The sequence below is a fragment of the Spirosoma profusum genome (assembly GCF_014699005.1).
Taxonomy (GTDB): Bacteria; Bacteroidota; Bacteroidia; order Cytophagales; family Spirosomataceae; genus Spirosoma; species Spirosoma profusum.
The window spans coordinates 446088-468250 of the sequence record NZ_JACWZY010000002.1 but is presented as its reverse complement, the minus strand read 5'-3'; the positions used below and the strand labels follow the sequence as shown (position 1 = coordinate 468250).

Annotated in this window: 19 protein-coding genes; 12 read left to right on the top strand and 7 right to left on the bottom strand. The window is 41.0% G+C overall.

Annotated features, from left to right (window positions below; translation table 11 throughout):
- Positions 1–664: 664 nt before the first annotated feature.
- The 3 genes from IC229_RS04280 to IC229_RS04270 form a co-directional block, all read right to left on the bottom strand.
- On the bottom strand, positions 665–1210 hold the full coding sequence (locus IC229_RS04280; protein WP_190885678.1) for a hypothetical protein: 546 nt from the start codon (positions 1208–1210) through the stop codon (positions 665–667).
- 68 nt (positions 1211–1278) lie between these two features.
- On the bottom strand, positions 1279–2058 hold the full coding sequence (locus IC229_RS04275) for an abortive infection system antitoxin AbiGi family protein (protein ID WP_190885677.1): 780 nt from the start codon (positions 2056–2058) through the stop codon (positions 1279–1281).
- A 384-nt stretch (positions 2059–2442) separates the two neighbouring features.
- Positions 2443–2967: a hypothetical protein gene (locus IC229_RS04270; RefSeq protein ID WP_190885676.1), complete on the bottom strand. Its 525-nt coding sequence runs from the start codon at positions 2965–2967 to the stop codon at positions 2443–2445.
- A gap of 233 nt (positions 2968–3200) precedes the next feature.
- Here IC229_RS04270 and IC229_RS04265 point away from each other — a divergent pair, with 233 nt between their 5' ends.
- The 6 genes from IC229_RS04265 (at position 3201) to IC229_RS04240 (ending at position 8471) form a co-directional block, all read left to right on the top strand.
- Complete coding sequence (locus IC229_RS04265; protein WP_190885675.1) at positions 3201–3392, top strand: hypothetical protein; 192 nt, start codon at positions 3201–3203, stop codon at positions 3390–3392.
- A gap of 299 nt (positions 3393–3691) precedes the next feature.
- Positions 3692–4120 (top strand): very short patch repair endonuclease, encoded by a 429-nt coding sequence (locus IC229_RS04260; protein ID WP_190885674.1) that lies wholly within the window; start codon positions 3692–3694, stop codon positions 4118–4120.
- 42 nt (positions 4121–4162) lie between these two features.
- Positions 4163–5455: a DNA (cytosine-5-)-methyltransferase gene (dcm, locus tag IC229_RS04255; RefSeq protein WP_317171523.1), complete on the top strand. Its 1293-nt coding sequence runs from the start codon at positions 4163–4165 to the stop codon at positions 5453–5455.
- Position 5456: 1 nt separating this feature from the next.
- Entirely contained in the window at positions 5457–6764 is a 1308-nt protein-coding gene (locus IC229_RS04250; protein ID WP_190885673.1) for an MvaI/BcnI family restriction endonuclease, read from the top strand.
- Positions 6765–6800: 36 nt separating this feature from the next.
- A complete protein-coding gene (locus IC229_RS04245; RefSeq protein WP_190885672.1) occupies positions 6801–7649 on the top strand; it encodes a dCTP deaminase in 849 nt (282 codons plus the stop codon).
- A 6-nt stretch (positions 7650–7655) separates the two neighbouring features.
- Entirely contained in the window at positions 7656–8471 is an 816-nt protein-coding gene (locus IC229_RS04240) for an HAD hydrolase-like protein (RefSeq protein WP_190885671.1), read from the top strand.
- 184 nt (positions 8472–8655) lie between these two features.
- Here the strand turns inward: IC229_RS04240 and IC229_RS04235 are convergent, their stop codons facing one another.
- Entirely contained in the window at positions 8656–9594 is a 939-nt protein-coding gene (locus tag IC229_RS04235) for a DUF5677 domain-containing protein (RefSeq protein ID WP_190885670.1), read from the bottom strand.
- Positions 9595–10124: 530 nt separating this feature from the next.
- Between IC229_RS04235 and IC229_RS04230 the strand changes: the two genes are divergently transcribed.
- The 3 genes from IC229_RS04230 to IC229_RS04220 all read left to right on the top strand — a co-directional run bounded on the left by IC229_RS04230 (position 10125) and on the right by IC229_RS04220 (position 13216).
- Positions 10125–11018 carry a hypothetical protein gene (locus IC229_RS04230; protein WP_190885669.1) on the top strand — a complete coding sequence of 298 codons (894 nt, stop codon included), beginning with the start codon at positions 10125–10127 and terminating at the stop codon, positions 11016–11018.
- A gap of 519 nt (positions 11019–11537) precedes the next feature.
- Positions 11538–11966, top strand: a complete 429-nt coding sequence (locus tag IC229_RS04225) for a hypothetical protein (RefSeq protein WP_190885668.1) — start codon at positions 11538–11540, stop codon at positions 11964–11966.
- Positions 11954–13216: a hypothetical protein gene (locus tag IC229_RS04220; protein ID WP_190885667.1), complete on the top strand. Its 1263-nt coding sequence runs from the start codon at positions 11954–11956 to the stop codon at positions 13214–13216. The genes IC229_RS04225 and IC229_RS04220 overlap by 13 nt, the downstream gene beginning before the upstream one ends.
- A gap of 480 nt (positions 13217–13696) precedes the next feature.
- Here IC229_RS04220 and IC229_RS35250 read toward each other — a convergent pair whose 3' ends face one another.
- The 3 genes from IC229_RS35250 to IC229_RS04195 form a co-directional block, all read right to left on the bottom strand.
- A complete protein-coding gene (locus tag IC229_RS35250; RefSeq protein WP_223833843.1) occupies positions 13697–16096 on the bottom strand; it encodes a PAS domain-containing sensor histidine kinase in 2400 nt (799 codons plus the stop codon).
- Between the two features lie 403 nt (positions 16097–16499).
- Positions 16500–17504, bottom strand: coding sequence for a class 1 fructose-bisphosphatase (gene fbp / locus IC229_RS04200; RefSeq protein WP_190885666.1), 1005 nt, complete (start codon positions 17502–17504; stop codon positions 16500–16502).
- A gap of 173 nt (positions 17505–17677) precedes the next feature.
- Positions 17678–18559: a helix-turn-helix domain-containing protein gene (locus IC229_RS04195; RefSeq protein ID WP_190885665.1), complete on the bottom strand. Its 882-nt coding sequence runs from the start codon at positions 18557–18559 to the stop codon at positions 17678–17680.
- A 132-nt stretch (positions 18560–18691) separates the two neighbouring features.
- Here IC229_RS04195 and IC229_RS04190 point away from each other — a divergent pair, with 132 nt between their 5' ends.
- From IC229_RS04190 to IC229_RS04180, 3 genes are all read left to right on the top strand, one after another.
- Positions 18692–19603, top strand: a complete 912-nt coding sequence (locus IC229_RS04190) for a dihydrodipicolinate synthase family protein (RefSeq protein WP_190885664.1) — start codon at positions 18692–18694, stop codon at positions 19601–19603.
- 137 nt (positions 19604–19740) lie between these two features.
- The gene (locus tag IC229_RS04185; RefSeq protein WP_190885663.1) at positions 19741–20745 is read left to right on the top strand and encodes a 4-hydroxyproline epimerase; all 1005 of its coding nucleotides are present in this window, start codon (positions 19741–19743) and stop codon (positions 20743–20745) included.
- An 82-nt stretch (positions 20746–20827) separates the two neighbouring features.
- Positions 20828–22075 (top strand): NAD(P)/FAD-dependent oxidoreductase, encoded by a 1248-nt coding sequence (locus tag IC229_RS04180; RefSeq protein ID WP_190885662.1) that lies wholly within the window; start codon positions 20828–20830, stop codon positions 22073–22075.
- Positions 22076–22163: the final 88 nt, after the last annotated feature.

The following is a 22163-nucleotide window of genomic DNA, read 5'->3' as shown; positions in this document are numbered from 1 at the left end:
TTACACTCTTAAACCACCTCACCCATCGCCACCGCTCGGGGTTGTTATCTATCCGGTTACAAGAGTAACAATTGACTAACCGCACCCACAGCAACGTTTTGTTTCGGCACTATTGCTACGGAACAACGACGACCTCATGCTGACTCTTGACCGCCAGCATAACCAGTATACCAAAGGCTCAAAAGAGGATCAGTATAGCAGGGCGGCTCATAACGTCAGAAACAAAGAAAGTAACCCCCGCAACAACATACGCCGGAGAATCCTACGGTATTTACAAAAGATGGAAGGACAACAAGGATTATTCTCCGACTCACAGCCTATGCACTTGACCGAGAAACACCATGCTTTACTTAACTACTGGAAAGGAACACCTTATGAGATCAATTTTTGAGTGCATAGCCTTCTACAACTGAATCAGACGGGCCAGTGGGGAGGGGTATAATAATTCTTTACTAATAACAATCTGCACGACCGTTAGCCTAACTAAAAATATCCGCGGTCAAAATTAAGAGTGGAATGTTAGTAGTTTTCATATGATTAAACCATAATTCAAAAAAGGAAGGGGTTACGCAACTATACTTACTACTTTGCCAGAAAAATATTAATTACTTTTCACCTAAAAATGTAGCATGTCCACTCCATATTATGAACGGTAAATTGTATATTAAATAACGACATCCACAGGAATTACTCGAACGCGCTTACCTTTAAACAAAGGCTTTTGGGAAAATGAATAACAGTCAGAATTACATAGAATAATTAAGAATTCAGGATTGTCTTGGTTAGCTAATAGCTTTCTTACAGACATAGAAGATTTTCCATGAAAAAATGAAGGTGCGACGTTGAATGCTTCACCAGCTAACGATCCCGTTTCGCACTTGCTATAAATGTCATGAGCATTAGCCTTTTCGTTGCCTAACTCAACTGTGAATTCATCGAAAGAAGCAAATTCTTTGTATCGATCTTGTAATATATCACGAACACCAAACAAGATTACCAGATCGGACATAATTCTATTTGCTGCTTCAAAAATTGATACCTCAGGATATGGCCCTGTAGCTATTTTACCACGTTTCAATTTCTTCATCAATCCAAGAAAGTTATCACTTTCTATTCTTAACGGAATATTCGAAACAAGATTTAAATAGTCGCTGACTGCTTTGTCAATATTAGACTTCGTTAAACAACGGGGTATACTGGAAACGCTCATATTACATTTAATGATTTTTGTACTAATTTTACTTTATTATGCCCTAAATAAGCCATTTACTTAAGACTTCATATATCTCTTCTTATTTGCTCAGCCGTAAGGATTCTACTAGATAATCGTTCTATTGTTAACTTGTCGAACTTTTGCTTTACGTTTTTTAAATGTCTGATAAGGTCAGATATTTCTTCGTCTTGCTCGATAATTAAATACTTGATATCATCTGGCTGAAAATTAAGGCTAAGGTGGTCTATCTTTTGGTTATAATACATTTTCTTCTCATGTGTATCAATTTTTGAAATTGGTATAAAGGGCTGACCACCCGTATCCCTTAGATTTGGCACATATCTCCACTCCCTTTCATCTGCAAACCGATAATTTTTGTTTATTAATTTTTCACCTCTTACAAGAGGTCCTTCATAATTTTTAAGATACTGATACACTGAAAGAATATTAGTATAACTTCTGCTTAGTCCCTCAAATTTGTCTGTATTATTAAGTTTATCCAAATGATTATATATTCCATTTAGGCCTGTAATAAAGTCGTCCGTTAAATCGCAATGTCTACTTATATACATTACGGGATTGAGTCCATTTCTGTTAGCCCATTCCTTCGTTAAGCCAATTCCGTAGCTACCATATTTTTCCATATGATTCTTAAGTTCTGTCAATTTTAAGTCACAAAATGAAATCATAGGGATTGCAAACTTTCGGTCGTAATTCTTGCCAGTTATAAATTCCCTGGCGTAAGATACTTTGAAAGTTGAACGTAAAATGTCAAATAACGCCTTCCTATTGGTGAAATGAAAGAGTATATCTGGATATAAACTGTCTTGGACAATGTGTGTCATTTTGATTAGCATATAAGGGTATGGGCATTCATAACTTGGTACAAAGAAAACTCAATCCACACCAAGCAATCTGAGTTAATTCTTTTTACTAATAAACTGCCTAACTACTACCACCGGGGCTATCGTTTGTCCAATCACAGGCTGTGATATATTGCCTCCACACTCGTAGTAAGGGCGCAAAATTCTGAAGGGGTATTAGTTGAATCCATATAATATCTTTATTAAACATCAATAGCCATACGGACTATAATAAAAGTAAAAATTTATGAAATGTATCAGCTAAATGTGCCGAGCTTTACATTTCAGTCTAAAACTTCCTTAGTAACATTCAGCCTTAGATTTCAATCTCAACCTGCCTGATGCAAAACCCGAGTTAAGCACAATCTAATATCCAAACACAAAAACTGCATCGACATTCGTGAAATTACTCTCTGTGAAGAAAGTGCTTAATCTACGAACTACCTTTGGGAATACATCCGAACTTCCATTTGTAGATTGCCTAATTTTAGGAACAATCAGAAATAAGTAATTTGCATATGGGCAAATATGGCATTTCCAGAGGTCAAGCAAATCCATATTGTTAGCAATTGTTCTTCCTCTTTCGACCTCCATTATAATTCCGGAGGTGTCATCTATTTTTAAAAAATAATCTGGCCTAAGCTGGCTCGTGGCTAACCCTTTAAAGATTCCTCTTTTCTCACTAAGAAATCCAAGTTGCAATGCTTTTAGCAATAATATATCTTGGATCTCGCGACTATTTGCATGGGGTATATGTTTTTCTGAAACTCTTGCGATTATTTCATCCTCATTTAAATGATTGTTCAGTTTAATCGCTATTGAAACAGCCTTGATATAATCCGATCGATTATGTATTCTTGGTTTAGATAATATTTTGAGTTCGTTTGTCATAAGTTTATATATACTTGGCTGGTTAGTAGCTAAGTTAGAGGGAGCATAGACAGTTATTTTCGACTAAATGGCAAAGAATTGTAAATTGGGTTGTATTAGTTATCTGCAAATTGAGACACTCTATAAAGTATTCATGCTCAATTATATATCCCTTTTTAAACACATAGTGAATATTTAGTCTAGTTTCTGTACTTTTAGAATTCTATATTTGCATAATTATAGACCCCAAACTCATGGCTAAAAATGCAAATTCAGCCAACCAAGTAGAGGCTAAGCTCGTCTATACCAGAGCTAGTCCACAGGAGGAGCAGCAATTAAATGTCTGGATTCCTAAAGACCTTATGAAACGTTTAAAGGTGAGGGGCGTCGAAGCCGATAAGAGCCTAAAGGAAATGGTTACAGAAGCACTTGAACAGTTTCTATAGGTGATGTCGATAGTTAAAACGTATAGTATCAGGGTTATTCGTGAGCCCGGAGAGAATCCTATTACGGCTCAATTCATAGGATATGACGAGCAGTCGTTTGAAGTAGACGCTACCAGCATTCGAGCTGCTTATTCTCTATCACATCTAGTTTGTACGATACAATTTTCAGGTCAGTCAAGACGGACGTTCATAGATGGAGAGGAATACTTTGATGAACGTTATTAGAATGTATCATACAAGATGTATAGCACTATTTGAACATTTTGTAATCTAGGTTCTCATAACAAGCACAGGAGAGCATGGCAGACGTACACACACCTGAACAGCGTAGCTATAATATGAGCCGCGTTAAGAGCAAAGATACTAAACCGGAATTGCTGGTAAGGAAGTTTTTACATGCTCGCGGATTTAGGTACAAATTACATGACAACAAATTACCCGGTAAACCTGACATAGTTTTGCCTAAATATAAAACGGTCATTTTTGTGCATGGCTGTTTTTATCATGGGCATCAGGGATGTAAGTACTTTGTTGTACCTAAAACTCGTACAGAATGGTGGCTAGACAAAATTACTGGTAACAGGAAGCGGGATGCAGACAATTATGCCAAAATAGCAGAAACAGACTGGCGAATCATAACGATATATGAATGTGAGCTTAAACCCGCTAGTCGGGAGCAAACATTGCAAAATCTACTTGATCAGCTAAACCAGATTTCAATAGGATAAACGCAATTGCGGACAAATCCAATAACTTTTACCCTAAATAACATGATAGTAGAGAGCATTGCTATAACAGGAGAAGAGACAGAAGTTGATCCGATTAGTGCAGGAAATCATAAACCTAGGCAGAAGGATTCTCTTAAATCTGATATTCGGTTAGCAGACATCCACCCGCGCAACTTTAAAGAGCTGAGCAAAGAAGAATTTGCCAGTAAAATGGCATACTTAACCCATTATTTACACAACCGTAATAACGATGAATCAAAATTTTACGAACCAGAAGCCACAAGGTTTGTAAAACAATTGCTCGGCCCTGATGTAGCCAATGTAGAACAGATACTTGATATACTGGAGAATGAAGTAAGAAACGTCCCTTTTCCAACACCCAAAACGGCAAAATTTAAGTTTATTGACCTATTTGCTGGTATTGGTGGACTTCGTCTGGCTTACCAGAATTTAGGCGGAGAGTGCGTTTTTACGTCGGAGTGGCATCCGGCATCACAACAAACATATGCTGCTAATTTTGGCGAAGTACCTTTTGGTGATATTACTAAAATAAGCGAAACCATTATACCTGACCACGATGTATTATTGGCGGGTTTTCCCTGTCAGCCGTTTTCCCTTGCTGGTGTATCGAAAAAGAACAGCTTAGGCAGGGAGCATGGTTTTAAAGACGAGACGCAGGGGACGCTATTTTTTGATGTTGTTCGGATTCTGGAGCACAAAAGACCTAAAGCCTTTATGCTCGAAAATGTTAAAAATCTTGTCTCACATGACAAGAAAAACACATTCCGTATTATCCGCGAAGCACTAGATGAACTACGTTATAATATCCATTTCCGTGTGCTCGACGGAAAACACTTTGTACCGCAACATAGGGAACGTATTATTATTGTAGGTTTTGACCGTGACCGATACAACAGCGACGAGCCGTTTGAATTTCCTGAATTACCAAAACCTACTTCAGTAATTGAAGATATTTTAGAGAAGGATGTACCAGCTAAGTACACGCTAACAAACAATCTTTGGAAATATTTACAAGATTACGCAGCCAAACACAAGGCAGCCGGTAACGGGTTTGGTTTCGGCCTTACCCCCCTTGATGGTATTGCCCGAACTCTAAGCGCACGTTATCACAAAGACGGTTCTGAAATTTTAATCCCACAAGAGCCCGGCGAAAACCCACGCCGTCTGACCCCACGTGAATGCGCTCGTTTGCAAGGTTTCCCTGACAGTTTTATTATTCCTGTATCTGATACTCAGGCATACCGACAGTTTGGTAATTCTGTGGTTATGCCATTAATGCAGGCGGTAGGCCAAGAGGTCGTAAAATGTCTGTAATATGAACCTCGAAAGATTAAAAAAAGTGTTGGTTGATAGTGGTTGTCAGAAGGTATATGTAAAAAAGCTGTCAGCAAATGACAATTCAAAGAACCAAGTCTATCTAGGTGGTAGCTTCGATGTGCTAAATATTTTTCCGGTTTCAGAAATACGGGCAGAATCGCCCGGCGACTGGGAGAGAGAGCGATTTAAAGCAGCCTGTAATTTCTCTTGGATTAGCGATGAAGGAGTACTTTATGACGCTCCCAATGCCCAGTTTATTTTATACCCAAAATATCCAGAGGTTCGATTTTCCGGTTTCTTAGCAAACTGTGAGAAAGCCCCATCTGATTTAATGACAGTAAGAGAAACAGGTCGTTTACTTTTCCTTTCAGTAACTGATGGAGGGTGTATATTAGGATTTGTAACCTCTCCCAATTCAAGCCTTGCTACTGAGTTTTCAAACGTTGAAACAGCTCAATTAGGCGTTTTTCAGGTATTTAGCTTATTAGCTACGGATAGCAAGTACCAGTTACTTCAGGAGTTGAAACGTATTCATCTCTTGAATTGGATAAATTCAAAGAGACTGGATAGGTCCGGCAATCCAATACCTTGTGACGCTCCGAACTGTGGGGGATATACTTTAGAAGCAGAATTAGGTATTACTCCTAATGGCTATTCCGAACCCGATTTTTTGGGATGGGAGATAAAGCAATTTAGCGTATCAAGTTTTCAAAAAATAAGTAGCAAAACAATTACGCTCATGACCCCTGAGCCTACAGGCGGAATATATGTATCGCAAGGCTTTGATTATTTTATGCGTCATTATGGTTATGCTGACAAAAGAGGACGAGCCGACCGTATCAATTTTGGGGGTATTCACATTGTAGGTGCTCGACATCCAACGACAAAGCTATATATGGATTTGATTGGATTCGATAACTCATCAGGTAAAATTCGGAATGCTGACGGCCGAATTGCACTAATAGACCCTAATGGCAATGAAGCTGCAACATGGTCCTTTGCTTCTATGCTTAGACATTGGAACAAAAAACACAATCAGGCTTGCTATGTACCGAGTCAGGTAGCAAAGGGACTAATCAGGCAGTACCGATATGGCTCTTCAATTATTCTCGGTGTAGATACCAGCTTCGATTTATTTCTTCAGCAAATGGCTTTGGGCAATATTTATTATGATCCGGGAATTAAATTAGTAGACGCATCTTCTAATAAACCCAGCTCTAAAAGGCGCAGTCAGTTTCGTACAAAGTCATTATATCTAAACAATCTTTATCGAAATAACGAGATTGTAGATCTTACTAAAATTTAATAAGTAGTAGCCAATTTACGTGTAAATCTGTTTGTCGTGATTTTAACAAATAAAGAAATCATAGAGCTCAATCTTTTGAGTGACATTGAACCTGAATGTTTATCAGGTGTAAGCTACGATTTACAAATCAATGAAATTATTGAACTCGAAAATTATGGCATTGTCGATAAAGTTATTCTTCCCCCACAGGGTATGGCTATTGCTATATCAAAGGAAGAGTTCAATCTTCCCGATAATGTCACAGCCTATACAACAGTTAAGAATCGTCTTTCATTGAAAGGTATAATGGCAGTCAATATTGGTGTGGTTGATCCCGGCTTTAGCGGGCCTATTGCTAGTTTACTAATAAATTTTGGACGAGATAATTTCGTACTTGAAAAAGGCAGACAGTTCCTCCGCCTTACTTTCCATACTTTTGACAGAGAACGCCTTGCACCCATAGGCAGGAAGATGCCAGTTTTTGATACACGTGGTGAGTATCTTGAAGAACGAATAAAGGATGCCAAAAGCCTTGACAGTAAATTTTTGTCATTAAAGAAAACCATTGAGGAGGTTAAGAGGGATATTCTTGACAGTAATGAAAAAAAGATAGATGAAGCAAAAAAAGATGCGAGAAAAGATATAAAAGACACTGTAGATGGAGCAATAAAACTAGCCTTTACAATAATTGCCGGTTTAGTTTCCTTGATTATCTTTTGGCGTACTGTCATTATTCCAACAATTGAAGTGATAACCAACAATAAGGCTAAAACAGAAGAAATAGACTCATTGAGGAATATAACAAAAACTTATGAGTCTCGTTTTAAAAATATAGAATCCAACATTCTTAAGCCTACTATTCCAGCTTCTGGAACAGCTCCTACATCAGCAACCACTAATCAGTAACTCATTATGGCTCATGTAGGCAGACACAAGCCACTAATCATCTTTGATTTAGATGATACTCTTGTAGACACTAGTGAGCTATACTGGCAGGCAAAGACTGTATTCATTGCCCTGCTACACAAATACGGTTTTTCAGAGGAATACATAGAGAACTACTTTGAGCAGCAAGATACAGCCAACATGGTTACGCTAGGCTTTCATCCGAGCAGATATGGCAAAACCATGAAAGATGTTTATGCTAATCTCATTAAGGCAGGTAAAGTAAAACACCCGCAGTTATTACAGGATATAATAACGGAAATTGGGGAGCTGGTTGTAAAGGGAGTACCAGAATTGATTGAAGGTGCTGTAAATATGCTGAAAACTCTACAAACTGATTATCGCTTAACATTGATCACTAGAGGTGTTGAAGAGGTTCAGTTTCGAAAAATATATACCCATAAGCTAAATATTTACTTTAAAGATATAAGAGTAGTTAGTAGAAAAGATACAGAATTATTCCGCAATTACATCTATGAATTCGGCTCAACACCTGAGACAACTTGGATAGTGGGCGATTCAATTCGCTCAGAAATAAATCCAGGATTAGAGATAAATGCTAAATGTATTCACTATATATACAAACATGTACACTACACTTGGACGCAGGAACATAATATGAAGATAAATAAATCAAACTATTATAAATGTAATTCATTATCAGAAGTTGCTTCAATCATCAGGCTCCATGACAATGTAACAAATCAATCACAGATAAAGCAAAAAACGCAGAGCGTGTATAAAAGACTTGAAGGTCACCCAATTTATATTTCTAGGAAATGACCAAAATCACCAATACTGTTTTAATAATTAAGGTAGGTAAGTCAGGCTATACTGCATTGACTTCTTGGATCCAAACAATCTATATGGTATGTCTTATATTTTGCTTATCTATAATTCAGTAAACAGGATATTTTGTAGTCTAAAAAATAATATGTTTAAACTACAACGCAATAAATTATCAAAACTAAATGTGTTTTTTATCGAATATTCCTTTAGTATGTTGGACTTCATATCGACCTAAACGAAAATGTACTTCTTCCTGTTGGTCTTTAGTAAATCTTTTTGAAATATGATCAAAGGCCATGCATCCTATCTGTATAGCCAATCTAGTAATATCTTTTGAATTAGCTGGATCACGAATTTCCTTTAGATTGATATTTACACCATCATGCTCAAACACACCATTCATTAAATCAGTGCCGTGTACAGGATTATTATATTGCTGATAAACAATATCATACAATTCAAATCGGCCCAATTCTCTTGCAAGTAATCCTAAACTTTGAATATTAGATCCTAAATGATACCATTTTAAATTATTATTGTTTTTTTTCAGGTTAAAATCTACGCGAAAGGGGTCAAATATGGGATCATTTATTTTTTCTTCGTAATGAATTATTATATCAGTGTTCTCAGGTATTTCATTAATATCATTTAAAATAAACCCGTCGCTTTTATACGCTTGTTGTAAGTTACTGTATTTCGAATTATACGCAGCATTATACTTCTCGTAACTCTTCTTTTTCCTATTATACTCATAAAGAAAGAAAATTAAAGAGCGATTCTCTATGTCATCTTTAAGTAAATACTCGAATCCTAATGTAATTTCTACCAAACTTCGCATTTGAATTTCACAAATATCTGCCGCCCCTTCCCCTATCAAGATAGAGATCGAATCCAATAATTGTAGTATACGCCGAAAAAAGGCAGCCACGGCAAGTTTTTCAAAGTAGCTCCCTGTATTAATAGTGAATTCCCATGATAATAGATGTGTTCCTACGCAAACTAGTTCATAGATTGCCCGTCTGTATTTAATAAGACTTTGGCGAGTATTCTCATCTATTAAATTTGATGAGTACAATCCTTCTATCGGCTCGTCAGGATATATTAATTTGCTTTTCATATGATTTTATTTTTTATATTAAACACCTTAGATACTACTTCATTAATAATTAATGAAGTAGTATCTAAGGTGGCTCAAAGATTTATAGTTACTACGCAGCCTTTCTGCGTAGTAACTATAAAATGAAAACCCTGCATTAACTAATGAAAAAGGATGAGGAACCACCCACCCGGCACTGGCCATGCCACGCAACCAGTAAAGATGGTTCTATTCTTCATAATTTGGATGGTATTGAAAACCTATGGCCCAAAGGCAACTCATGACCGTTGGCCTATTCAAACCATGCACTGTTAAAATTCACTACGCAGTGGGGATTTCATATGAATAAATATCAATCCTATATAAGGATTAAATTATGAGAACTACAACTTGGGTGCTGCATTAAGAAAAGGGAAAAAGATGAAGTCGTAACTAGTACATAACCTATTGGCTATTCTGAAAGAAGAAGTTAAACGAAGAGCTATTAGTGCCTTCTTTGTTAATAATCAGCCAATTGTTATGTTTACAATTCACTAAGTTTAAATATTTATATGTCAGAGTCTGATGCCCTAGAAAAAACGATTGACAGGCTAAGTTATATCAATATTTTTTTAGCCGTAGCAATTCCAATTATTACTTTCCTAATCTTTTATTATTCTAATAAACTTGAAAAGGCTAAAGGGATGCATAGGAATCCCCATAAACGCAATAAGAAAACTTGGGAATGGATCAATATTGGAATGAGCGCCCTAGTAGCCTTGATGACTGTAGTACTTTTTGCCCTTAACCAAACCTTATCCTCCCAAAAAGAAAGTGCGGCTAATCTAAAAATTCAAGAAGCCAAAACTAAGGCAGATAGCGCTAGGGCAGTTGCAGCAAATGCAATCCATAAAACTGAAGAGCTTAGAAATAGCCTGAGCGATACACGTCTTGAGCAAGAAAATAAAAGAAAAGAATTGGAAATTAGGCTAGCAAATGCTGAAACAGAGCGACTGAATGCTCAAAGAGAGAATGCTAAATTGCAAATGGCTCTACAACAATCAGTAAAATCTCTTGTAGAATTTCAAAAAGATAGAAAGTTCACAGATTTTCAAAGGCAGGTTTTTAATAGTTGTTTAACTACTTATCCTATTCCGACAGGGTTGACCTTTGTTGTTTCTGTTATGCATGATCCAGAAGCAAAAACTTATGCAACTGATTTAAAAAAGTTTCTAAAAGTTGCAAATTGGCCATTAGTAAATGATAATAAAGGTGCAGACTATTCAAACATGCCTGCTAAGGGTATATATATTTGTGTGGATAATCCTACAGCCCCCCCTGAACACGCAACGCATCTTAAACAAATATTAAATGAAATGGGAATTTCATCTCGAATTATTCATATAAAAAAAATTAAAAATACTGATATCATGGTATTGGTTGGCGCAAAGCAAGAATATAATTAATATGTCTTATTCCCGGCGTCGCCTAACAATTTATTAGTCTATTTACCTTAGCAGAAAACGCCCATTTTGAGCGACAATTAGTAGCTCAACAGATTATTATAATAATAGAGCTTGTTATTACTGTCGCAGATTCATCCCCCTTGAGTATATGATAATACAAGTCAATAAAAATGGCCGGGGGAACCACCCACCCGACCCGATGAGCCGAGGGAACCAACCGCCCGGCTCTGACCAAACCAAGTAGCCAATAAAGGCTGCTCAATTGAAACGCAAATATGCAATCTACTCTTCTAATTTCAACCGTTTCATTTTTTCAGACCAATATTTAGTGTACTTAAACCATTAAATAGTAGCCTATAATAAGTAATTCTGAATCTAATTTTAATAAAATCACTATATCTTCACTTAATTTAGTAAAAGTGCATAGTATATAATTGCGAAAAATACTTTTTGTTAAATCCTTACCTGATTAGAATTGAATAGAAATAATTTAGAGCGTATTTTAAATAACTTCCGTACATGACCTTCAAACTAGATACAGAAATTCAACTAAGTCCAGATAGCGATAAAACATATTATATTTCATCAGCTCATAGAAATGATGTTACAAAAGATAAGTCTAGATGGATAATTTCAATGGGGGAAGAAGTTGAATGTTTTATTGAAAGTCAAGAGGAAGAATGGATAGAATCAAATCTTTCATGGGGAATTAGGTCTAACGGTAATGGCCTTGAATGTATAGGTTTCTCCACTCAAGATGACGAGCTGAAATTTGCTAAGTTTATAGATAGCAGTAAAAATAATAAATGGCATGGATATCCAGCAGACTATATTAGAAGACAACAAGATCGTCCCGGAATCCCGGTTTTAAAAATATGGAGGGAGAAAAACATAATTTTAAAACATCACATTATAAAAATTAGACAAGGTAAAGCATGCAACCTGTAAAGTTATCTATCTATGGAGATTATCTAGACTGTCAGTTATACAGGGGGCGTTTATATTTATGGCTCTTTGATAACTCATTAAAAGTATATGATTGGTATGCTATAATTGAATCTTTGATTCAAAACGATTTGGACAGGTTAACATTTGAATATTGCTTTCTTGATGGAAATCAACTCTACAAAAGTTCGATATTGGAGCTGATTAAAAAAGACGCAGAATTTAGATTATTATTTCTGAATAAGTTCTTAAGAGTCGCTAATCGTCATTATGAAATAAATGAAGAAACACTTGCAAAATTTCTAATAGGCGAACAAGACACACCGACAAATGATATACCAACTGATACAGAAATTTATGGAAATAAGTTATATTTTATAACAGAACAAGGCTTGTTTTCAAGCACTGCACATGCAAGGCGAGACAGAAACCCCGTCAGTAGTAAAGCGATAAAGCTTTGGGATTGTAATCTTTTATCAATAAAGGCTAACAAATATCCTCAAATTGCTCTTTCTGGTGGCGAACAAGGGTTATTTGAATTGAATATGTCAAAATCTGTTAGCGAAAATCTGAAACAAGTTGATACAAATAATCCAATCTATCAAGTTAGTACTGAGCATTCTTCATTTTCAAATTACACATATTTAAATTTATACAATAGCTCGCTTATATCTAAGTCATTCATGGCAAAGTTTAAGTGGGATATACATGAAGATGAACTAACACAACAAAGACGGTTTATTAGAAATTTTGACGAGGAAATTGATGACAATATAATATTTGAAGATACGAATAAACATGTCAGAAATTATATTAGTTGGGGTGTAGACGACACTATATTCCGTGCTAATGAAAACACTTTTGAAGTGGTAAGGTACAATAACAGAGCTAAATTAGAAAAGGGAGAAAAGATATTTACTAAATTGAAAAATATTTCAATTGCCCCTTGGAAAGGAAAGGTTTTATCTGGCTCTACAAGTTATTTCGGCGTTGTTGTCGAGTGTGAAAACGCCTTAATCGTGTTGCTTAGTGACAATAGTTCACATACAATAAAAGGCCCGGTCACTAGATGGAGAATTTACCCTAGATCTTTCAATTATCAAAATCACTTACATGTGGTTTTAGAAGACAGGCTGGATATCTATTCTTTTAATCAAGATTATTTTCAAGAGCAGGATACAAAAACATTAGGACTTGAGTACCATATAACCGAAAGTAACTCAACTAGACTTTATAGATTTAGTAATCTTTAGATATGTCTATTCGGTAAGAGATAATTCAAATGTTTTAATAGCACAGTTATCTACTCAATATTTAACAGGTTGTAGATGTATAATTCACCATTTCGTCCCCTTTTCCGTCCCCTGTCGTTTTCATATAAATTCAACACTTTCATAATCAACCTTATAACCTTTATCATTCGAGTCCCTTCGGGAGCACTGAAAAGACAAAAAAACGGCTTATACATGTTGTATGGGCCGTTTTTCTTTTACTAATTTTCAACACCATCCCCTTTTTGCAAATGGGAAAGGCCGAATATACCAACTAGAACTTCACTAAAATAAAGTAATTACACTTATACTATTTATCTATTGCCAAGTCCTGTTTTAGTATGTCATAGACTATATCAATCGTGACCACCTTCTGCAGGATGTCAAAATCTACCTACAGATTAAACAATTGATGTAATGTCTATTTGTCTTTCCTTTCAGTTCATTCCCAGTAGTTAATCCTCAAGCCGGAAGATATACATCAAAGCTAGTCCCTTGGTCAGGGTAGCTGCTAGCTGTAATGGCCCCGCCGTGATTTTCCACCACCCGCTGACAAATCGCTAACCCAACCCCAGTGCCAGGATATTCACTCTTACTATGGAGTCGCTGAAATACCTGAAAAATGCGATCTCGAAACTTGATGTCAAAGCCCACCCCCTGATCTTTAACACTAATTTGGTGGTATAACGGAGTCTCTATACCAGGATGTACATCTGGCGGTAACTCAATAAGAGTCCGCTTAAAATACTCAATACGTATCTGAGGAGATTGCCCAGGAATTACAAACTTGATGGCATTCGTCAGTAAGTTCTGAAAGAGCTGACCTAGTTGCGACTCATCTCCATTGGTCATAGGCAACGTATCGACGCTTATTTGAGCACCCGATTGGCTAATTTCCCAGTCGAGGGTAGTGAGTACGTTTGCCACAATAGCTTCTAGTGAAACGAGGCCAAAGGACTGTTGGCGAGTCGAAATGCGGGAGTAAGCCAGCAAGTCTCTAATTAAGGCAGACATACGAGCACCTGCAGCCGTAATACGTTGCAAGTGATCTTTAGTCACTTCATTCAATTGCGTATCCAGTTGTTGGGTAAGCAACGTACTGAACGACTGAATTTTACGTAGCGGCTCCTGCAAGTCGTGACTCGCTACGTATGCAAATTGTTGCAGGTTGTCATTTGACCGTTTTAGATCAGCGTTGGCCTGACTTAATGCCAAAGTACGGGCTTTTACCCGTTCTTCTAACTCCGCCGACAGATGCCGATAGCGTTCTTCGCTCTGACGCAGGGCTTCTTCGGCCCGTTTGCGTTCGGTTACGTCGCTGGCTGTGCCAAACCATTCCAGCAGATGTCCCTGCTCATCCAGAATAGGTACGGCGCGCGACATAGTCCAGCCAACAGTTCCATCAGCTTGAATAACCTGGTGCTCCAACTCGAACACGCTTTTGGTCGTAATAGCTTCTTCAATGGCGGTTTCTACCTGCAGATGATCTTCCACCGGAATATATTTCAGAAGCCAGTCGCGGTTGGGTGCCTGAGTATTGGCCAGAAACGTCTTACCTACTAACTGATTCATTTGCCGCCAATCGGCGCTCATGGTGTAGACCGCGTCTGAACTAGCCGTTACAAATAGGCGGAAACGTTCTTCACTGACCCGTAAAGCCGCTTCGGCACGTTTGCGTTCGGTGATTTCATCAAACAGCACAGCAAACTGTTCGTCTGCGTACCAAAATACCGTGAGGTTATACCATTCGTTGAGGGGTGGAATATAATCTTCAACGCGAATCGTCTGATGGGTGTCGATGACTTGCTGATAAATGGCGTACCACTTTTCATCCAACCCTGGCAGCATGTCCCAGGCGGTTTTCCCATGCGTTTGCGCCGGCTCCAAACCAGTCAGTTTCCCAAAAGCAGGATTCACCTGCAGAAAACGGTAATCTATCATCTTCCCGCTTGGGTCGCGGATAGCCTCGCAAACGGTATAACCCTCTTGCATGGACTCAAAAAGGGTACGGTAATTTTTCTCCGATTCACGCAAGGTCTCTTCAGCCTGCTTAATATCAGTAATGTCACGGGTTGTACCAGCAACAGCCTCCACCTCTCCCCGCTCGTTAAGAACGGGGGCAAACACATAATCGTAAATCCGTTTACCCAGCGTGGCGTGGGGGAAAGAAACCTCGCCACGAATGGATTGTTTGGTGGCCACCACCTGATCGATTTCCCGTTCGTGCATCTGGGCGTGCCAGGGTTCATAACCATTTGCCAGCAAATCTTTTCCGATCGATTTCTCCCAGCTACTGCCCCACATATTCAGCAGTGCCTGATTGGCGTAAATGAACCGGTAGTTCAGGTCAAAGACATACATCAGGTCGGGGGTACTACCTGCAATAGCTTCATAGATACGTTGCTGCCGCTGGGCATCCTGCCGGATTCTAGTTTCCCGTTGCTGAGTCAGTATCTGTTGGGTTACTTCCTGGGCCACGCCCGCAAAACGGTAAATCTCACCGGCTTCTGAAAAGTAACTTCGCCCATGGAAGCGCACCCAACGCAACTGACCGTCATCGGCACCTATTGTCCGATATGTTTCATCAAATAGACCATTCGACTGAGGGGTCATCGCCCATTGCACAGCCTGGCTAACCCGACTCACATCATCGGTATGAATGTATTGAATTGCCTGCTCATAGGATAGGTAATTGTGCTTGGCCAGTCCGAATAACTCCCTGCACCGGTCATCCCATATTACCTGACTAGTAACAGGGTCCAACTCCCAAACACCCAGTCCAGCCGCCTGGAGGGCAAAGTCAATATCCAGTTGCTGGGTTAGTTTTTGAGTTGAATCAAAAGGCCCTTGATCACCGGTCATGGTTGAATTAGGTAAAAGTAGTACCGCTCGAAAAAAACTATCGATTAAAACTAACTAGCAAATCCATTTCAGTTGTAAAATAATCTCTTTTGACTTGATGGAGCTTCGCTGAAACAAATAATGTACTAACGAGAATCAACACCAAGTAGTTTAGCCAAAAAGCCGTCGTCTTCAGTAATAGTTATCTCAAAAATAGCCATGATGGTTATCCATTACATGATGAGCATTTGTATATTATTGACACTTTTTAGTATCTGCGATTCAGTGGGCTTACAAAGGAACTAAGTAGCCTGGTAACGTTAAGTAACTCTTATATACTGGAGGGGTATAAACGAGCAAAGCCAGACCTGGAATGATCTGGCTTTGCATTTATCTATTGCTTTCAACTAGTTGCTGAAGATGACTACGTTGCCATATAGTCCAACAATGTTTTCACCATCCTGGGAGCACCCATAAAGAGCGGGCTCCGTTGGTGAAAATCAGTGGGGATAATATCAAGCACCGGCTGATTACCATCCGATATTTTACAGCCAGCCTGCTCGGCAATGAATGCCAGTGGATAGCACTCATACAATAGCCGAAGTTTGCCGTTCGGATTTTTGGTAGTTGCCGGATACAGATAAATGCCACCTTTCAGCAAATTCCGGTGAAAATCTGCCACTAACGAACCAATATACCGGGCTGTGTACTGCTGTTGACGACACGCGGCCAGGTAGCTCTGAATGCTTGAATCGTACTGCTCCAGATTACCCTCATTGCAGGAATAAATCGTACCATCTTCCGGGCTCTTGATATCAGGATGTGATAGAATAAACTCACCCAACGAATAATCGTACGTAAAGCCATTCACACCACAACCCGTCGTATAAACCAGTATGGTCGACGATCCGTAGAGAATGTAGCCCGCAGCCACCTGCTCCTGCCCCCCTTGCAGAAAATCTTCGCGCTGGGGCAACGTACCGACCGGCGTCACCCGTCGATAGATGGAGAAAATGGTCCCAATTGATACGTTGACATCAATGTTGGAAGAACCATCCAATGGGTCAATCGCGACAACGTATTTGCCGTTATTATTGCCGGTGTAAATAATCTCTTCGTCCTCTTCCGACAGCAACGCACAGGCTTCTCCACCGTTTTTAAGGGCGCGAATGAAACGGATATTGGCAATTACGTCCAGTTTTTGCTGACTTTCGCCCTGCACATTTTCCACGCCCATACCACCCGTCAGGTCGATCAATCCAGCACGATTTACTTCGCGATGAATGATTTTGCTGGCCAGCGCGATATCACGTAGTAGTTGAGACAACTCGCCCGTTGCATAGGCAAACGCTGTCTGACGATTCATAATATATCGGTCGAGCGTAACGCCAACCGGTAAAGCCAGGGGATGTGAAGTCGTGATTTCCATCTGTACGTAACGCGGGGAAACCCGCTGTTTTGAGCCAACAATTGCGGACTTCTACCCGCGTTCCTATTTCAAAAACGAATTTAAACCAGGACCGCTAAAGCACCTTCCTGTACTCTCTGGAAAGGCAATCGACTTACCAATAAACAGACTTGAAATCGTAGTTTCCGCTTTTGTCAACCGGCATAGTTGCGAAGGTATTCGCTGGGCGACAGGCCAACGATTTCTTTAAATTGACGGTTGAAATTTGAAAGACTACTAAAGCCACAATGGATCGCAATCTGATTGATACTCAGCCTGGATTCACGTAGGTGGCGGCAGGCGTGTTCGATCCTGACTTCATTGAGCAGCTTCGAAAACGTTTTCTGGGTATGTAACCGGAAAAATCGACAGAAGCCCCCCGGTGTTAAATTAGCAATGCCCGCTACGTCGTCCAGCGTAATATCAGACTGGTAATTTTCCAGAATGAACGAAAACACGCGTTCCAGTCGCTGGTGATCGTCAGGGCGTCGTGGATTTTCGAAAGCCGTAACCGAGAGTACTTCCCGACTAGCACTGGTAGACAGATAATCCAGTATATGCAGAAAAGTCAATAACTGATCAAATGGGCGTTGACCGGGCAACGTAGCAAACTGTTCGGTAAGCGTGTGACCTTCGGGGCATCGTAACCGAACGCCATGCTGCGATTCACGTAGCAATTGTTGCAGATGACGGGTTTCCGGCAACTGAAGTACGGTTGGTTCCAGGTGTTCAGGCCGAAACAGCACCGAAACCGCCACAGATCGACGTACCGAATCAGGCGCAAAATATTCGGGGTCACTACGTAGTACGTGAGGCAAATTCGACCCCAGCAGTAATACATCGTTGCGATCAAACCGATCAATTTTATCGCCAACAATCAACGTACCCTCTCCTTGCTGAATGAGCGTGAGTTGAATTTCCGGGTGAAAGTGAAGATGTCCATAGAAATGTGGAAAACTATCGTGTTCAACCCGAAACGTACTATCATCGATAGCGGGCACTTTGAATAGCAACGGCTTTTCTGGTGTTTTTTTCACTATAATTCTGGATACTTTGTGATCAATTAGTGAAAATAATACCAGAATTCGTTAATCTCCATCAAAACGCCGATAAAAGAATATTGTATTTTTGATAATCAATTCTGATTCATCCTAAAAGTAATTTTCTCCATGAACGTATCAGTACAATGGGAAGGTGTTTATCCGGCCCTGCTGACTCCTTTTACGGCTGATGATCAGCTCGATTTGCCTCTTTTCGAAAAGAATCTTAACGCGCAACTGGAAGCGGGTGTGCATGGCTTCATCATTGGCGGTTCGCTGGGCGAAGCCAGTACGTTACTGAACGCCGAGAAGATTGAACTCCTGAAGTCGGCTTTAGCGGTATCTGGCGGCAACGTACCGGTGGTGATCAACATCGCCGAACAGGCTACTAAACAGGCCATTGCCGGCGCCAAAGAAGCTGAGGCCAACGGTGCCGACGGTCTGATGCTCCTCCCGCCCATGCGCTACCCAGCCGACTCGCGTGAAACCGTTACGTTCTTCAAGGCTGTGGCGCAGGAAACCTCACTGCCGATCATGATTTATAATAATCCGTACGATTATAAAATCATGACGACCGTTGCCATGTTCGAGGAATTAGCCGAACTTCCTAATATTCAGGCCGTAAAGGAATCGACTCGCGACCTAACCAACGTAACACGAATGCGCAATGCGTTTGGCGACCGTTTCAAGTTGCTGGGCGGTGTCGATACGTTGGCGCTGGAAGCTTTATTGCTGGGCTGCGACGGCTGGGTTGGTGGACTGGTCGATGCGTTCCCAACCGAAACGGTGGCTATTTACGATCTCGCCAAAGCGGGTCAGGTGACCGAAGCATTGGAAATCTATCGTTGGTTCATGCCGCTGCTCGAACTGGACATTCACCCAAAACTGGTGCAGTACATCAAACTGGCTGCTACCGCTACAGGTTTGGGTTCAGAATACGTGCGTGCCCCTCGCCTACCACTAATTGGCGCCGAACGCGAACACGTACTGAACATTATTCAAACAGCCCTGGCAAAACGGCCCGTTTTGAACGTAGCGTAATTAGTACGAAGGAAATGACAGCGCATTTTTGTCATGCTGACGAAGGAAACTTTAAGATGCTTCCTTCGTCAGCATGACAAAAATCATCGCTACGTATTCCACCAATCGGACCATTGTTCATTAATCATACCCATAAAATGGCTGAGTACCATTTTTTCTGTATCGATGCGCATACATGCGGCAATCCGGTACGTGTAGTAACGGGAGGCAGCATTCCGTTTTTGCAGGGCGAAACCATGAGCGAAAAGCGGCAGCATTTCCTGCGCGAATACGACTGGATACGTACCGGCCTGATGTTTGAGCCTCGTGGTCACGATATGATGTCAGGAAGCATTCTCTATCCGCCCACCAATCCGGCCAACGATGCGGGTGTGTTGTTCATCGAAACGTCGGGTTGTCTGCCGATGTGCGGTCACGGAACCATTGGCACCGTAACAGTCGCTATCGAGCAGAATCTGATTAGGCCGAAAACGCCGGGCGTACTGAATCTGGAAGTTCCGGCGGGTCTGGTACGTGCCGAATACGTTCAGGAAGGCAAGAAAGTAACGTCCGTAAAAATCACCAACATCAAGTCGTATCTGGCGGCAGAAGGCCTAACCGTCGAATGCCCGGATTTGGGTACGTTAACGGTGGACGTAGCGTACGGCGGTAACTTCTACGCAATCGTCGACCAGCAACCGAACTTCCCCGGACTGGAGCATTACAAAGGCGAACAACTCATCGGCTGGGCCAGAGTGATGCGGCAGCGGATGAATGAACAGTACACGTTTGTTCATCCCGAAAACCCAACCATTAACGGCCTGAGCCATATTCTTTGGGCCGGAAAACCGTTGAAAGAAACATCATCGGCACGTAACGCGGTCTTTTACGGCGACAAAGCCATCGACCGCTCGCCCTGCGGCACCGGTACGTCTGCTCGTATGGCGCAGCGCTACGCAAAAGGGTTCCTAAAACCCGGCGACGTATTTGTCCACGAAAGCATCATCGGTTCGATTTTCAACGGACGTATCGAAGCCGAAACCGAGTTGGCTGGCGTTCCGGCTATTGTTCCAAGCATTGAAGGGTGGGCACGTATTCACGGCTATAACCACCTTATTCTGGACGATGACGATCCATACATTCACGGATTTCAGGTCATCTAAAGTAGCGATGAACGATGAGTGATGAATAGAATGCGTCAGCCAACTCATCACTTATCGTTCATCACTCATCACTCATTGTAAAATGTCACACGTTGGAATTATTGGTGGCGGTATTGTCGGACTTTGTTCGGCGTATTACCTGCAAAAGGCGGGACATCAGGTAACGGTTTTCGATAGGGATACCATCGCCGATGGCTGTTCGTTCGGGAATGCGGGAATGATTGTACCCAGTCATATTATACCACTGGCGCAGCCGGGCATGATTGCTAAAGGCATGCGCTGGATGCTCAAATCGACCAGCCCGTTCTATGTCAAACCCCGATTGAATCTGGATTTAGTACGCTGGGGATGGCTCTTTTACCGACACGCCAACGACGCCCACGTGCAACGTTCGATTCCGGCGCTACGTGACCTGAGTTTGCTGAGTAAAACACTTTATCAGGATTTAGCCGCCAACGGTGATCTGGAATTTGAATGGCAGGAACGGGGTCTGTTTATGCTGTACAAAACAGCCTCCGCCGAACACGAGATGGCCGAAGAGGCCGACGTAGCGAACCGAGCAGGTATTGAAGCACAGATACTCACCAGCCAGCAAGTGCAGGACCTCGAACCCGACACGCGCGTAGACGTTCGAGGAGGCATTCTCTTTCCCGGCGACGCCCATCTGAATCCTACCGAATTAATCAAGTCGTTGCTGGCTCACCTGCGTAAAGTGGGGGCTACAATTTTAGAAAATCGGCACGTACTTGGTTTCGGTAAAACTGATTCAAAGGTTCAGTCGATTCAGACGGAACAAGGTTCTGTTGACGTAGATGCGGTTGTGATTGCGGGTGGGGCCTGGTCGCCGGAAATTACCGGGCAGCTAGGATTGAATCTGTCTCTACAGGGCGGCAAAGGGTATAGTTTCATGTTACGTAATGCACAACGTAACGTCCGCATTCCGGCCATAATGCTCGAAGCACGCGCTACCGCTACGCCTATGGGCCACGATCTCCGGTTTGCCGGTACGCTCGAAGTGGCTGGTACAGATATGAGCCTGAATATGAACCGGGTGCGAGGCATCGTGTCGTCAATCAATAATTACTACCCGGATATTACCGTCGAGATGCCTTCCGTAGAAAAAGTCTGGCGGGGGTTACGTCCCTGCTCGCCCGATGGGTTGCCGTACATTGGTAAAATGGCCCACTACGACAATGTTATTGTAGCAACTGGTCACGGCATGATGGGACTGAGTTTAGGGCCAGCCACAGGCGAACTGGTCAGTGAACTAGTGAACGACAAAGTCGACAGTATGGAAATCTCGGCGTTTGATCCGGAGCGATTCTCTTAGCGCCTAAAGCTGTTTAAACGGGGCCTTTTGTCATTCTGACGAAGGAAGAATCTTAAAGTTTCCTTACATGTGAGTGTGGAAACCTTAA

Excerpts from the sequence above, each read along its gene's own strand:
- IC229_RS04280 (WP_190885678.1), bottom strand. The coding sequence starts at position 1,210 with ATGAGCGTTTCCAGTATACCCCGTTGTTTAACGAAGTCTAATATTGAC.
- IC229_RS04275 (WP_190885677.1), bottom strand. The coding sequence starts at position 2,058 with ATGACACACATTGTCCAAGACAGTTTATATCCAGATATACTCTTTCAT.
- IC229_RS04270 (WP_190885676.1), bottom strand. The coding sequence starts at position 2,967 with ATGACAAACGAACTCAAAATATTATCTAAACCAAGAATACATAATCGA.
- IC229_RS04265 (WP_190885675.1), top strand. The coding sequence starts at position 3,201 with ATGGCTAAAAATGCAAATTCAGCCAACCAAGTAGAGGCTAAGCTCGTC.
- IC229_RS04260 (WP_190885674.1), top strand. The coding sequence starts at position 3,692 with ATGGCAGACGTACACACACCTGAACAGCGTAGCTATAATATGAGCCGC.
- dcm (WP_317171523.1), top strand. The coding sequence starts at position 4,163 with ATGATAGTAGAGAGCATTGCTATAACAGGAGAAGAGACAGAAGTTGAT.
- IC229_RS04250 (WP_190885673.1), top strand. The coding sequence starts at position 5,457 with ATGAACCTCGAAAGATTAAAAAAAGTGTTGGTTGATAGTGGTTGTCAG.
- IC229_RS04240 (WP_190885671.1), top strand. The coding sequence starts at position 7,656 with ATGGCTCATGTAGGCAGACACAAGCCACTAATCATCTTTGATTTAGAT.
- IC229_RS04235 (WP_190885670.1), bottom strand. The coding sequence starts at position 9,594 with ATGAAAAGCAAATTAATATATCCTGACGAGCCGATAGAAGGATTGTAC.
- IC229_RS04230 (WP_190885669.1), top strand. The coding sequence starts at position 10,125 with ATGTCAGAGTCTGATGCCCTAGAAAAAACGATTGACAGGCTAAGTTAT.
- IC229_RS04225 (WP_190885668.1), top strand. The coding sequence starts at position 11,538 with ATGACCTTCAAACTAGATACAGAAATTCAACTAAGTCCAGATAGCGAT.
- IC229_RS04220 (WP_190885667.1), top strand. The coding sequence starts at position 11,954 with ATGCAACCTGTAAAGTTATCTATCTATGGAGATTATCTAGACTGTCAG.
- IC229_RS35250 (WP_223833843.1), bottom strand. The coding sequence starts at position 16,096 with ATGACCGGTGATCAAGGGCCTTTTGATTCAACTCAAAAACTAACCCAG.
- fbp (WP_190885666.1), bottom strand. The coding sequence starts at position 17,504 with ATGGAAATCACGACTTCACATCCCCTGGCTTTACCGGTTGGCGTTACG.
- IC229_RS04190 (WP_190885664.1), top strand. The coding sequence starts at position 18,692 with ATGAACGTATCAGTACAATGGGAAGGTGTTTATCCGGCCCTGCTGACT.
- IC229_RS04185 (WP_190885663.1), top strand. The coding sequence starts at position 19,741 with ATGGCTGAGTACCATTTTTTCTGTATCGATGCGCATACATGCGGCAAT.
- IC229_RS04180 (WP_190885662.1), top strand. The coding sequence starts at position 20,828 with ATGTCACACGTTGGAATTATTGGTGGCGGTATTGTCGGACTTTGTTCG.